Consider the following 12,572-nt stretch of genomic DNA (forward strand, 5'->3'; position numbering starts at 1 on the left):
CTTCAGTCAGCCAGGCCGCGCAGCAGGTCGTTGACGCTGGTCTTGCTGCGGGTCTTGGCATCAACCTGCTTGACGATCACCGCGCAATACAGCGAATGGGTACCGTCCTTGCTCGGCAGCGAGCCGGACACCACCACGCTGTACGGCGGAATGTAGCCGTAGGTGACCTCGCCGGTGGCACGGTTGTAGATGCGGGTGCTCTGGCTGAGGAACACGCCCATGCCGATCACGCTGTGGTGGCCGACCACCACGCCTTCCACCACTTCCGAACGCGCACCGATGAAGCAGTGGTCCTCGATGATGGTCGGGCTGGCCTGCAGCGGCTCCAGCACGCCACCGATGCCGGCGCCGCCGGACAGATGGCAGTGCTGGCCGATCTGCGCGCAGGAACCGACGGTGGCCCAGGTGTCGACCATGGTGCCTTCGCCGACATGGGCGCCGATGTTGGTGAAGCTCGGCATCAGCACCACGTCCTTGCCGAAGTAGGTACCGCGGCGGGCGATCGCGCCCGGCACCACGCGCACGCCACCACGGCGGAACTTCGCTTCGTCATAGCCGGCGAAGCGCGATTCGACCTTGTCCCAGAACGGCGCCGGGCGTGCATCGACCACCGCCATGTCGTTGACGCGGAAATACAGCAGCACGGCTTTCTTCAGCCACTCATTGACCTTCCAGCCGCCCTGGCCGTCCGGCTCGGCGACGCGGAACTCACCGCTCTCCAGGCCGTCGATCACGCGGTTGACCAGCGGCTTGGTCGACCCTTCCAGCTCGTGCAGGGTCAAGGTGGCGCGGCGCTCGAAGGCGCTCTCGATGCCGAACTTGAGTTCTTCCACGCCTGGTGCCGACGGCTTGCGCAGCGACTTGCGGGCGATGGTTTCGGCGCGGACGGCTTCGGCGCTCCTGGCCGGGGCCGGCTTCTTCACAGCACGCTTCACTGCAGCCGTTTTCTTCGCCGGGGCCTTCACCGCAGCGGCCTTCTTCGGCGCAGGAGTCTTCTTCGCGGCCGGTGCGGCAGCAGCGGGTTTCCGGGCCGCTGCGCTCTTGGGGGTCGCGGCGGTCTTCTTGGCGGGCTTGGTGGCCATCAGGCGGGGTCTCCGGCGTTTCGATCAGGGTCCAGGCAGGCCAGCATCGCGTCATGCAGCTGCTGCCGGGCAGGTTCAGTCAGGGGGAGGTCGTGTTCGTCACTGATCACGAAGGTGTCTTCGGCGCGTTCGCCGAACGTGGCAATGCGCGCATCATGCACGCGCAGGCCCTGGTTGCGCAGCACGAACGCCACATCGGCCAGCAGGCCGGGACGGTCGGGTGCGACCAGGGCAAATCGGGTTGCGCCCGGTTCATCGCGGAACTCGATGCGCGGGGCGAAGCGGAAGTGCCGCAGCTGCCGCGGTACCACCCGGCGCGACGGCCGCAGGCGCGACAGGTCACCGCTGAGTGCCTCGCGCAGTGCCGCTTCCAGGTTGGCACTGCTGCCATCGGCAAAGGTGTCGGCCGGGTTCACTTCGAAGGTATCGAAGATGGTGTCGGCCGGACCGTCCAGCACGCGCGCGCGATGGATGCCGTAGCCCTTGCGGTCCAGGGTCATCACGATCGCGGCAAACAGGCCATCACGGTCGGGCGAGTGCACGAACACTTCCAGCGCCGGGTCGTCGACGCTGATCCGGCGCACCTTCACCAGCGCCTGGCCCTGCTTCACCGGCACCAGTGCGGCGGCCTGCCAGGCCAGCTGCTCGGGGCGCAGGCGGATGAAGCCCTCATCCGGCATCACCGCGAACTGGCGGTCGATGGTGGCATCGTCGTAACCCTGCTCGCGCACCAGTGCGCGCACGCTGTCACGTGCCTCGGCCACGCGCTCGGCGGCCGGTACCGGGTGCTCCAGCCCCTCGCGCAGCGCGCGCCGGGTGGCAAAGTACAGATCGGCCAGCAGGCGGTCCTTCCAGGCATTCCACAGTTTCGGGCTGGTGCCGGCGATGTCGGCACAGGTCAGCAGGTACAGGTAATCCAGGCGGTCGCGGCTGCCGACCAGGGTGGCGAAGCGATGGATCACCACCGGATCGGCGATGTCCTGCTTCTGCGCGGTCACCGACATGCGCAGGTGCTGTTCGACCAGCCATGCCACCAGCTCGGTATCGGTGCCACTGAGCGCATGCGCCTGGCAGAACGCGCGCGCGTCCACCGCACCCAGCTCCGAGTGGTCGCCGCCGCGCCCCTTGGCGATGTCATGGAACAGGCCGGCCAGCAGCAGCAGTTCCGGCTTGCGCAGGCGCGGCCACACTTCGTGCGCGATCGAGAAGCGCTCGTCGGCGCGGCTGCTGGCGAACTGGCCGATGTTGCGCAGGACCATCAGCGTGTGCTGGTCGACCGTATAGACATGGAACAGGTCGAACTGCATGCGCCCGCTGACCTGGGCAAACGCGGGAATCCACTGGCCAAGCACGCCCAGCCGCGCCATGCGCGAAAGCGTATCGACCGGACGCTGGCCGCGCAGCAGGGCCAGGAACTGCTCGCGTGCATCGGCATCGGCCTGGTCATAGGCCGGCAGCAGCGGCAGCGACTCGGCCAGTGCACGCGCAGTGAGCGAATGCAGGCCGCGTACCTGCGGGTTGTTGGCCCAGCTGGAAAACAGGGCGAACACCTGGCCGATGTCGCCGCGCGGCCAGTCGGCCTCGTTGGCGGCCAGGTAACCACGGCGCAGGGAAAAACCCACGGTCAGCGGCTCCGGCTGGGCCTCGCCGTCGAACTGTTCCTCGAAGCGCTGCAGCAGCCGGTCGCTGATCCGGCGCACCACCAGCGCGGCGCGGTAGAAGCCCTGCATCATCTTCTCGACGCCGAGGTTCTCGGCATCGTCTTCGAAGCCCAGCCGCGCGGCCAGGGTCTTCTGGTAATCGAAACGCAGGCGCTCTTCCGGACGGCGCGCGACCAGGTGCAGACCGAAGCGCAACCGCGCCAGCACTGCACGTTCGCGCTTCAACGCCGCGGCTTCGTCGGCGCCCAGGTGGCCAAGCCCGACCAGGGCCTCCAGGTCGCGCACGCCGAAGGCACGCAACGCCATCCAGCCCAGCGTATTGAGATCACGCAGGCCGCCGGGGCCATCCTTCAGGTCCGGCTCCAGGTTGTCGGCGGTATCGCCGAAGCGCTGGTGGCGGTTGCGCAGCTCTTCCAGCTTGGCCAGGAAGAAGGCGCGTGCCGGCCACAGTTCGCGGTCGTCGATCGCCTCGCGCAGCGCGCGGCGCGCAGCATCATCGGCCAGGATCGGGCGCGCCTCGATCAGCGCGGTCAGCACGGTCTGGTCAGCCGCCGCCTCCCGGCACTGCAATGCAGAACGCACCGCATGGCTGACAGCCAATCCGCAGTCCCACAGCAGCGCGAACAGGCGCGCCAATGCCGCCTCGTGCGCCAGTTGTGCCGGCGGATCGCCGAACACCAGCAGGTCGATGTCCGAACGCGGGAACAGTTCACCGCGGCCATAGCCGCCGACCGCGAACAGCGACAGGCCGCTGTCGGCCGGCAGGCAGCGCTGCCAGGCCAGGCGGATCAGATGGTCGGCAGCGCGCGCGCGCAACGCCAGCAGGCGCTCGATGTTGTCGCCCTGGTCGAAGCGGCGGTACAGGCGCGCGTCGGCCTGCTGCAGCGCCTGGCGCGCGGCAGCAGCCCAATCCGGGTCGTTGAGCGACGCGGCCGGCGTGTCCAGCAGCGAACTCGCCGGCAGCATCTTCAGGAAACCTGCGACTCGCCTGGCGACAGGGTCAGCACGTCCACGCCGGTCTCGGTGACCGCGATCATGTGCTCCCACTGCGCCGACAGCTTGCGGTCCTTGGTCACCACGGTCCAGCCATCCGGCAGCACCTTGTTGTAGCGGGTGCCCTCGTTGATCATCGGCTCGATGGTGAAGGTCATGCCGGGCTGCAGCACCAGGCCCTGGCCCGGGCGGCCGTAATGCACCACCTGCGGCTCGTCGTGGTAGACCTTGCCGATGCCGTGGCCGCAGTACTCGCGCACCACGCTGAAACGCTCGCCTTCGGCGTAGCTCTGGATGGCATGGCCGATGTCGCCCAGGGTGGCGCCCGGACGCACCGCACGGATGCCGCGCCACATCGCTTCGTAAGTGGTTTCCACCAGGCGGCGGGCCATCACCGACGGGGTGCCGACGAAGTACATGCGGCTGGTGTCGCCGTGCCAGCCGTCCTTGATGACGGTGACGTCGATATTGATGATGTCGCCATCCTTGAGCACCTTCCCTTCACTGGGGATGCCGTGGCAGATGACATTGTTGACCGAGGTGCACACGGTCTTCGGGAAGCCGCGGTAGCCGACGTTGGCCGGAATGGCACCCTGCACGTTCACGATGTGGTCGTGGCAGATGCGGTCCAGTTCCTCGGTGGTGACACCGGGCTTGACGTGGGGGGTGACGATGTCGAGCACTTCGCTGGCCAGGCGGCCGGCGATGCGCATCATCTCGATTTCCTGCGGGGTTTTCAGATTCACGCTCATGGCACCCATTATCGCCGATCCGGCCGCAATCTGAACGAACGCCGCCCAACTGGCGATCCGGGCCATGCACGATTCCGGCAAGGAAAGTGAAAGCGTGATGGCCTCCACTCTTGCGCCTGCCTATTTATCACGGATTACAGACACTTACGCCTCCTAAGCTGGACCCACTGTCGTCAAAGCGGCGCCGAACGTGCCGTCTTCGCCTTGTTCAACGGACCTTCGGGTCAGGGAGGTTGTCCATGCGATCCCCAGTTCGATCCCCGCTGACATGGGTCATGGCCGGGCTGCTGCTTTCCAGCCCGGCGTTGGCCGCCGACACCACCACCTTCAACGTCACCCTGGTGGTCACCAAGGCCTGCACCATCACGGCGGCGGCCGCCACCAACGTCGACTTCGGCACGGCGGCCTCGACCACCGCCACGCCCACCCTGGGCCAGGGTACGGTGACCGCGCAGTGCTCGGCACTGACGCCCTACACGATTGCGCTGAACGCGGGCGCCAACGCCGGCACCGCCAACGACGTCACCACCCGGCGCATGAAGAACACCAATGCCGCGGTGACCGCCAACAACTATGTCGGCTACCAGCTCTACCAGGATGCCGCACATACCCTGGTCTGGGGCGCCACAACCGGCACCAATACCCAGGCCGGCATCGGCACTGGCCTGGCCGTGCCCTACATCGTCTATGGCCAGATCCTGAACCTGAGCACCAACAACCCGGCCACCGGTAACTACCTGGATACGGTTACCGCCACGATCACCTATTGATGGAGCACGCCCGCATGGCCGGACCCCGCCCGTGGCGCGCCACCGGCGTGGCGCTGCTCGCCCTGTACCTGCTGGCCCCCGCCGGCGCCGGCGCCACCAGCCTGCAGGTTGCCCCGACCAGCCTGCAGCTGGAAGTCCGCCAGCGTGCCGGAGAGCTGTGGCTGACCAACAGCGGCACCTCACCGGTGACGCTGCAGGTGCGCGTGTTCCGCTGGGTGCAGCAGGACGGCCAGGAACAGCTGCTGCCCACCGATGAAGTGATGGCCACGCCGCCGATGCAGGAACTGGCCGCCGGCCAGCAGCAGCTGGTGCGGGTGATGCGTCCGGACAGCGAGCCACCGCCTGCACAGCGGCACTACCGGCTGATCGTGGACGAGGTACCCGACCTGGCCACCCGTGCCGAGGGCATGCAGTTCGTGCTGCGCTATTCGATCCCGGTGTTCGTGCAGCCTTCGGCCGGCCGCCTGGCCCCACGGCTGCAGGCGCGCCTGGTGAAACTGGCGGACGGCCGCAATGGCGTGGAAGTCGCCAATACGGGCGACAGCTACGCACAGATCGCCGATCTTGCGCTGGGCAGCGCCGCGCGCCCGCGCATTGTCCATCCCGGGCTGCTGGGCTACGTGCTGCCGGGCCAGGTGATGCGCTGGCCGATCGAACGCACGGCGATCGACCGCGACAACGACCAGATCACGGCCAAGCTCAATGGCGAGTCGGAACAGACGCCACTGTCGCCCCCACCGGCTCGCTGAGGCGTTGATGGGCGCGCTGTTGGCGGCCCTGGCTCCCGCGGCGACCGAGGCCGCCGATGTGTCCGGCGTGGCGGCCGTTGATGTATCCGGCGTGTCGGCCGATGCCATCCTGCCTCCCCCGACCCCGCTGACCGCCAGCCAGGCGCTGTACCTGGATGTGTCGCTCAACAGCACCCCGCGCGGCCTGCTGCCATTCACCGAGAACCGCGGCCGGCTGCAGGCCAGCCCTGAAGTGCTGCGCCAGCTTGGCTTCAACGCCAGCGGCGATGCGCCGGTCTACCTGGACCAGATCAGCGGTGCGGTGGTGCGCTATGACGCGCACATGCAGACCCTGGCACTGGACGTGCCGCTGGACCAGCTCATCCTGCCCACCACCGTGCTCAGCCGCCCGCAGACGCGCGCGCCCACCGGCAACGCCTCGCCCGGCGCGCTGCTCAACTACGACGTCTACGGCAGCCGGGTGGACACGCTCAGCAACCTCAGCCTGAGCGCGGAGCTGCGCGTGTTCGGTATCGGCAACGGCACCTTCGAAAACACCGCCATCAGCCGCCGCTACCAGCAACCCGGCGACCGCCATTGGCGCGGCGAGAGCGTGCGCCTGGACACACGCTGGAGCCTGGATTTCCCGGACAGTGCAACCACGCTGGAGGTCGGTGACTTCTACAGCGGCTTCGTCGACTGGACCCGCCCGGTTCGCCTGGGCGGCCTGCAGATCGGCCGCAACTACGGCCTGCAGCCCTACCGCGTGCTCACGCCCACGCCGAGCTTCCTCGGCCAGGCGGTGGTGCCCTCCACGGTCGAGCTGTATGTCGATGGCCTGCGCCAGTACAGCGGCCAGGTGCCGGTCGGGCCCTTCCAGCTGGCGGCGCAGCCCGGCATCAGCGGCACCGGTAACGCGCAGGTGGTGGTGACCGATGCGTTCGGCCGCATGCAGACGCTGGATTTCAGTTTCTATGGCACCCAGCAGCTGCTGGCGAGGGGCCTTTCGGACTGGTCGGCCGGCGTCGGCCACCTGCGCGAGGACTTTGGCCAGCGCTCCTTCGCCTATGACGATCGCACGGTGGCCAGTGCCAGCTGGCGCGGCGGTGTCACCGACACGTTCACCGGCGAGGCGCATGCCGAAGGCGGCGGCGGCCTGGCCCAGGCCGGTGTCGGTGGCTGGTGGCTGCTCGGCGCCGCTGGCGTGTTCAATGCCGCCTATGCGCACAGCGGCTACCACGGCCTGCAGGGTGGGCAATGGGCGCTGGGCTACAGCTGGAACAACCGTCGCTTCAACGTCAATCTGCGCAGCGTACGCAGCCACGGCGACTACCGCGACCTCGGCGCGCTGCAGGGCAACCTGCCGCCGAGCATCAGCGAGCAGGCCACGCTCGGCCTGGACCTGCTGCGGCTGGGCACGCTCAGCGCCAGCTATCTGCGCCTGCGCTACCCGGATGGAGACGACAACCGCTATGCCAGCCTGTTCTGGTCACGTACCTGGAGCCAGCGCTGGTCGGCCTATCTTTCGGTAAACCAGAACCTGGACCGCAGCGACGACCGCAGCATCTACCTGTCGGTGACTGCCAGCCTGGGCAACAACCGCCAGGCCAGCCTTTCGAGCCAGCGCAACGGCGACAGCCAGAGCTGGGTGGCGGACGTGACCCAGCCAGTGCCGGGCGATGGCAGCGCCGGCGGCGTCGGCTGGCGCGCGCAGCTGCGCCACGGCGAGGACGGCAACGGCGGCCTGGCCGAGGTCGGCATCCTCAACGATGTCGGTCGCTACTCGTTCGGCGCCTCGCGCCAGGGTGGACTCAACTATGCCTACGCCAGCGCCAGCGGCAGCCTGGTGTGGATGGGCGGGCACACCTTCGCCACGCGCGAGGTGTCCGATGCGTTCGCGGTGATCAGCACCAATGGGGTGGGCGGCGTCCCGGTGCGGCTGGAGAACCGCCTGATCGGCGTCACCGATGATCGCGGCCTGCTGCTGGTCAGTCCGTTGCTGTCCTGGCAGCGCAACCGGGTCTCGATCGACACCCTGGACCTGCCCGAAGACATGCGCGCCGACCGCATCGAGGACTGGGTGACCCCGCGCCAGCGCGCCGGCACCCGCGTGACCTTCCAGCTGCGCTCGCGGCCGTCACTGAGCCTGACCCTGCTGGCAATGGACGGCCAGCCTCTGGAGGTCGGCAGCGAGGTGCGGTTGCCCGATGGCCGCCAGGCCACGGTCGGCTACGACGGCCTGCTCTATCTGGAAGACGTTGCCGCCGGCAGCGTGCTGTACGTCACCACCAGCCGCGGCCCCTGCCGCGTGAAAGTGCCGGACCTGCCCAAGGTGGTGGCGTCCGGCGCACGGCCGAAGCCGGCGCCGCAGCAGTGCATCCCGGAGGTGGCGCCATGAGGGTGCTGCTGCTCGTCCTGCTGCTCTGGGCCGGCCTGCTGGCAGCGGCGCCCGCCGGTGCCACCGCGGTCTGCACGGCGGTCGCCAATCCGACCCTGCCGTTCGGCAACATCAACAGCAATGCACCCGGCCCGAGTACGGCCAACCTCAACATCACGGTGACCTGCACCACCGCCGCGCTGAGCCTGCTGGCCACCACCGGCGTGCGCGTCTGCGTGGGCATCGGCGCAGGCAGTGGCGGCGGCAGCAGTTCCACCTTCCGCACGATGGCCACCTCCAGCAGTGACACCCTGAATTTCCAGCTGTACAACAACGCCAGCTTCGGCCAGGCCACCGGACTGGTGCCGCGCGGCACGCCACCTGCGCAGGAACTGACCATGACCTACAACGTGCCGCTGGTGACGGGCGGCAGCGGTGCGCAGTCCATACAGCTGTTCGGGCAGATCCCGGCCAACCAGATCCTGGCCTCCGGCGCGTACAGCAGCACCTTCAGCGGGGCCAACGTGGTCCTGACCTGGGCCTGGAACGAAGTCCTGCTCGGTACCGCCACCGTGCCCGCCACCTGCAATGGCGGCGCCACCGGCACCAACAGCGCCAGTGCAGCCTTCAGCTTCACCGCCACCGCCAACGTGCTGCCGCAATGTGGCAGCTACGTCACCACCACCATGGACTTCGGCAACGTCGCCGGCGGCATTCCGGCCAACATCGACCGGACCGCCACCCTCACCCTGACCTGCCTGAAGAACACTGCCTTCCAGGTCGGCCTCGACAACGGCCAGAACAATCCCACCGCCACCACCACCCGGCGCATGGCCACCACCCTCGGCGGAAGCACCTATTACCTCGCCTACGAGCTCTACCGGGACTCGGCGCGGAGCCTGCGCTGGGGCAATACCCTGACCGTCGACACGGCCAGCGGCACCGGTACCGGCAGCGCGCAGCAGCTGACCATCCATGGCCGGGTGCCGCCGGTCAGTGGCCAGCCGCCGGCCGGCACCTACAACGACCTGGTGACGGTGACGATCACCTACTGACCGGCGTGCCGACCAACGGTCGGCACCCACCGGACGAAGGCCGTGCCGAGCGCCGGCTCGGCGCTACAGTTCCGGCACATCCCGCCGATACCGCGCAGCAAGTCTTTCAGCATGGTGGATGGCAGGTGGTTCGCACATTCCTGATCGGGGCGATGCTGGTCGCCAGCCTGCCGGCATGGGCCGAACCCAGCAGCCCCCTGCAGATCCGGCTGACCGTGGTTGAATCCTGCAGCGACGATGGCGGCGGCATCCGCTGCCCCGCACCGCACCAGCGCAGTGACGCACCCCAGGCGCCGCGCCAGGTCCGCGAGCTCGCACCACCGGCGACGGACGGGAACGCAACACCCTCCGTGACCCTCATCTACTGATGCGCGCGTTGCTGATCCTGCTGGCACTGCTGCTGGCACTGCCTGCCGCAGCGTTGGAGCTGTTGCCGACCACCCTGCAGCTGCCGGCCCAGGGCGGCAGCGCCGAACTGTGGTTGCACAACCCCGGGCCCGGCCGCTGGCAGGGCCAGGTGCAGGTGCTGGCGTGGGATCAGCAGCTGGACGCCGAACGACTGCACCCCAGCGACCAGATCCGGGTCAGCCCGGCGCGGCTGGACCTGGCCCCCGGCAGCACCCAGCGCGTCTGGCTGTTGCCGGGCGATCCGGCAGCGGCGGCCGCTGAACAGGCCTATCGGGTCGTACTGGCACCGACGTTGCCGGGGTTGCCGCGCTATTCGCTGCCGCTGTTCCGCGGCCCAGCGGGGCCAGCACTGCAGGCCCGGCTGCTGGGCCGCGTCGAGGCCCACGGGTCTCTGGCCGTACTGCGACTCAGCAATGCCGGTACCCTGCACGGCCGCCTGCACGATCTGCGCTTCATCACGGCGGACGGCCAGGCAACGCTGCTGACGGCTGGCCTGGCCGGCTACATTCTTGCGGGCCATGAACGCCGCTGGCCCCTGCCTGCCCGCGCCGATGGCTATGCAGGCGGCCGCTTCCAGGCACGCCTGCAGGACGGTCGCGAGGTCGATCTGGCCGCAACTGACCCTGCAATTGCAGCAAGCGCCCCCAGCGGGCTATAATCGACCGGATTCCTGCCGCCAGCGTGCGCGCGAACCCGTCCACACCGGACGTCACCGGTGAATCCACACCTGCTGCCCCCATCCGTGCCGGGGTGCTCCGCAAGGAGTTCGGCCACGGAGGCAACAGGGAAGCCCAACCCCGGAACCGATCGCGCTTCCACGCGTCCCGCATACCTATCCCCGCGGGCGGAATCGCTGGTTCCATATCAGGAGTATTGCAATGCCCCAGGTCACCATGCGTCAGATGCTGGAAGCCGGCGTCCACTTCGGCCACCAGACCCGCTACTGGAACCCGAAGATGGCTCCGTACATCTTCGGCGCCCGCGGCAAGATCCACATCATCAACCTGGAAAAGACCGTCCCGCTGTTCAACGACGCGATGAACTTCATCTCGTCGGTTGCCCAGAAGCGCGGCACCGTCCTGTTCCTGGGCACCAAGCGCAGCGCCCGCGAAACCATCAAGGAAGAAGCCGAGCGTTGCGGCATGCCGTTCATGAACCAGCGTTGGCTGGGCGGCACCCTGACCAACTTCCGTACCGTCAAGCAGTCGGTTGCCCGCCTGAAGGAACTGGAAGCCGGTGAAACCGACGGCACCTTCGAGAAGCTGGTCAAGCACGAAGTGCTGGGCCTGCGTCGCGAGCGCGACAAGCTGGAAGCCTCGCTGGGCGGCATCAAGGACATGAACCGCCTGCCGGACGCCATCTTCGTGATCGACATCGGCCACGAAGACATCGCGATCAAGGAAGCCAAGAAGCTGGGCATCCCGGTCATCGCCGTGGTCGACACCAACTACAACCCGGAACTGGTTGATTACGCCATCCCGGGCAACGACGACGCCATCCGCGCTGTGCAGCTGTACGCCCGCGCCGCTGCCGACGCCGTGCTGGAAGGCAAGGCGGCTGCCCCGCACGCCGCTTCGGTGCGCGAGGAAGAATTCGCTGAAGCCGCTGCTGAAGGCGAAGAGAAGCCGGCCCGCCGCGCTCCAGCCAAGAAGGCTGCCAAGAAGGGCGACGACGCCCAGGCCTGATCCAGGCCCCGGGTGGACGCCCGGCGTCCACCCTCCCTGCACGCAGCCATCGGCGCGTGACAGGACCGTGTCACACGGGCCGGCCACCATGCCGGCCCAACCCCTTTCTTTCGTGAGGTAATCCCGTGGAAATCACTGCTTCCCTGGTCAAGGAACTGCGCGAGCGCACCGGCGCCGGCATGATGGAATGCAAGAAGGCGCTTACCGAAGCCAACGGCGACATCAACGCCGCTGCTGAAGCCATGCGCAAGTCCGGCGCCGCCAAGGCCGACAAGAAGGCTGACCGCGTGGCCGCCGAAGGCCGCCTGGGCCTGGCCCAGGACGGCGGCAAGGCCGTGCTGGTCGAAGTCAACTCGGAAACCGACTTCGTCGCCAACGATGACAACTTCAAGTCCTTCGTCAACGCCGTCGCCGCTGCTGCCCTGGCATCGGGCGCCAACGACGTCGAAGCCGTGAAGGCCGCCACGCTGGCCGACGGCCGCACCGTCGAGGAAGCCCGCGCCACCGCCGTGCAGACCCTGGGTGAGAACATCCAGATCCGCCGCATGGTCAAGGTCGACACCACCGGCAACATCGGCGCCTACGTCCACACCAACGGCAAGGTCGGCGTGCTGGTCGACCTGATCGGCGGCGACGTCGAGCTGGCCCGTGGCCTGGCCATGCACGTGGCCGCGCTGAAGCCGCCGCACAACAAGGCTGCGGACGTCCCGGCCGAGTTCGTCGAGAAGGAAAAGGAAATCGAGCTGGCCAAGATGACCGATAAGGACAAGGCCAAGCCGGCCGACATCCTGGAAAAGATCATCAGCGGCAAGATCAACAAGATCGTCAGCGACGTGACCCTGTACGGCCAGACCTACGTGCTGGGCGACACCACCGTCGAGCAGGTGGTCAAGGCCGCCGGCGCCGACGTGGCAGGCTTCAAGCTGCTGATCGTCGGCGAAGGCATCGAGAAGGTGGTGGAAGACTACGCCGCCGAAGTTGCCAAGGCGATGCAGGTCTGATTCCAGCCTTCCGACTGTGAAGCGACCAGAAGGAGCCGCGGGAAACCGCGGCTCTTTTTT

11 protein-coding genes are annotated in these 12,572 nt (G+C 68.0%); 8 read left to right on the forward strand and 3 right to left on the reverse strand.

Annotated elements, in window-relative coordinates; genetic code table 11:
* Window positions 1–2: 2 nt before the first annotated feature.
* Genes dapD through map form a run of 3 tightly spaced genes read right to left on the reverse strand, consistent with a single transcriptional unit; the run spans window position 3 to window position 4,554 of the window.
* Window positions 3–1,082: a 2,3,4,5-tetrahydropyridine-2,6-dicarboxylate N-succinyltransferase gene (gene dapD, locus E5790_RS02675; RefSeq protein ID WP_014646511.1), complete on the reverse strand. Its 1,080-nt coding sequence runs from the start codon at window positions 1,080–1,082 to the stop codon at window positions 3–5.
* Entirely contained in the window at window positions 1,082–3,709 is a 2,628-nt protein-coding gene (locus E5790_RS02680) for a [protein-PII] uridylyltransferase (RefSeq protein ID WP_014646510.1), read from the reverse strand. Before E5790_RS02680 ends, dapD begins: the two co-directional genes overlap by 1 nt.
* A gap of 2 nt (window positions 3,710–3,711) precedes the next feature.
* Window positions 3,712–4,554 carry a type I methionyl aminopeptidase gene (gene map / locus E5790_RS02685; protein WP_014646509.1) on the reverse strand — a complete coding sequence of 281 codons (843 nt, stop codon included), beginning with the start codon at window positions 4,552–4,554 and terminating at the stop codon, window positions 3,712–3,714.
* A 173-nt stretch (window positions 4,555–4,727) separates the two neighbouring features.
* On the opposite strand from map, the gene E5790_RS02690 reads away from it, so the two are divergent.
* From E5790_RS02690 to tsf, 8 genes are all read left to right on the forward strand, one after another.
* Entirely contained in the window at window positions 4,728–5,258 is a 531-nt protein-coding gene (locus tag E5790_RS02690; protein ID WP_032956855.1) for a spore coat U domain-containing protein, read from the forward strand.
* Window positions 5,258–6,007 (forward strand): molecular chaperone, encoded by a 750-nt coding sequence (locus tag E5790_RS02695; protein ID WP_111206649.1) that lies wholly within the window; start codon window positions 5,258–5,260, stop codon window positions 6,005–6,007. The genes E5790_RS02690 and E5790_RS02695 overlap by 1 nt, the downstream gene beginning before the upstream one ends.
* A 7-nt stretch (window positions 6,008–6,014) precedes the next feature.
* The gene (locus tag E5790_RS02700) at window positions 6,015–8,384 is read left to right on the forward strand and encodes a fimbria/pilus outer membrane usher protein (protein WP_111206647.1); all 2,370 of its coding nucleotides are present in this window, start codon (window positions 6,015–6,017) and stop codon (window positions 8,382–8,384) included.
* Window positions 8,381–9,418, forward strand: a complete 1,038-nt coding sequence (locus tag E5790_RS02705) for a spore coat U domain-containing protein (protein WP_111206645.1) — start codon at window positions 8,381–8,383, stop codon at window positions 9,416–9,418. Before E5790_RS02700 ends, E5790_RS02705 begins: the two co-directional genes overlap by 4 nt.
* Before the next feature lie 152 nt (window positions 9,419–9,570).
* The gene (locus E5790_RS02710) at window positions 9,571–9,786 is read left to right on the forward strand and encodes a hypothetical protein (RefSeq protein WP_032956850.1); all 216 of its coding nucleotides are present in this window, start codon (window positions 9,571–9,573) and stop codon (window positions 9,784–9,786) included.
* A complete protein-coding gene (locus E5790_RS02715; RefSeq protein WP_014646503.1) occupies window positions 9,786–10,484 on the forward strand; it encodes a pilus assembly protein in 699 nt (232 codons plus the stop codon). The genes E5790_RS02710 and E5790_RS02715 overlap by 1 nt, the downstream gene beginning before the upstream one ends.
* Before the next feature lie 220 nt (window positions 10,485–10,704).
* Window positions 10,705–11,511 carry a 30S ribosomal protein S2 gene (gene rpsB / locus E5790_RS02720; protein WP_005408748.1) on the forward strand — a complete coding sequence of 269 codons (807 nt, stop codon included), beginning with the start codon at window positions 10,705–10,707 and terminating at the stop codon, window positions 11,509–11,511.
* A 125-nt stretch (window positions 11,512–11,636) separates the two neighbouring features.
* Window positions 11,637–12,512 (forward strand): translation elongation factor Ts, encoded by an 876-nt coding sequence (gene tsf / locus E5790_RS02725; protein ID WP_032956847.1) that lies wholly within the window; start codon window positions 11,637–11,639, stop codon window positions 12,510–12,512.
* Window positions 12,513–12,572: the final 60 nt, after the last annotated feature.

Source organism: Stenotrophomonas sp. PAMC25021, from assembly GCF_004795795.1.
GTDB lineage: Bacteria > Pseudomonadota > Gammaproteobacteria > Xanthomonadales > Xanthomonadaceae > Stenotrophomonas > Stenotrophomonas muris.

Bases quoted from the DNA above. Each gene is read 5' to 3' on its own strand.
- dapD (WP_014646511.1), bottom strand. From the start codon at position 1,082: ATGGCCACCAAGCCCGCCAAGAAGACCGCCGCGACCCCCAAGAGCGCA.
- rpsB (WP_005408748.1), top strand. From the start codon at position 10,705: ATGCCCCAGGTCACCATGCGTCAGATGCTGGAAGCCGGCGTCCACTTC.
- E5790_RS02715 (WP_014646503.1), top strand. From the start codon at position 9,786: ATGCGCGCGTTGCTGATCCTGCTGGCACTGCTGCTGGCACTGCCTGCC.
- E5790_RS02690 (WP_032956855.1), top strand. From the start codon at position 4,728: ATGCGATCCCCAGTTCGATCCCCGCTGACATGGGTCATGGCCGGGCTG.
- E5790_RS02705 (WP_111206645.1), top strand. From the start codon at position 8,381: ATGAGGGTGCTGCTGCTCGTCCTGCTGCTCTGGGCCGGCCTGCTGGCA.
- E5790_RS02700 (WP_111206647.1), top strand. From the start codon at position 6,015: ATGGGCGCGCTGTTGGCGGCCCTGGCTCCCGCGGCGACCGAGGCCGCC.
- E5790_RS02695 (WP_111206649.1), top strand. From the start codon at position 5,258: ATGGAGCACGCCCGCATGGCCGGACCCCGCCCGTGGCGCGCCACCGGC.
- E5790_RS02680 (WP_014646510.1), bottom strand. From the start codon at position 3,709: ATGCTGCCGGCGAGTTCGCTGCTGGACACGCCGGCCGCGTCGCTCAAC.
- E5790_RS02710 (WP_032956850.1), top strand. From the start codon at position 9,571: ATGCTGGTCGCCAGCCTGCCGGCATGGGCCGAACCCAGCAGCCCCCTG.
- map (WP_014646509.1), bottom strand. From the start codon at position 4,554: ATGGCCCGGATCGCCAGTTGGGCGGCGTTCGTTCAGATTGCGGCCGGA.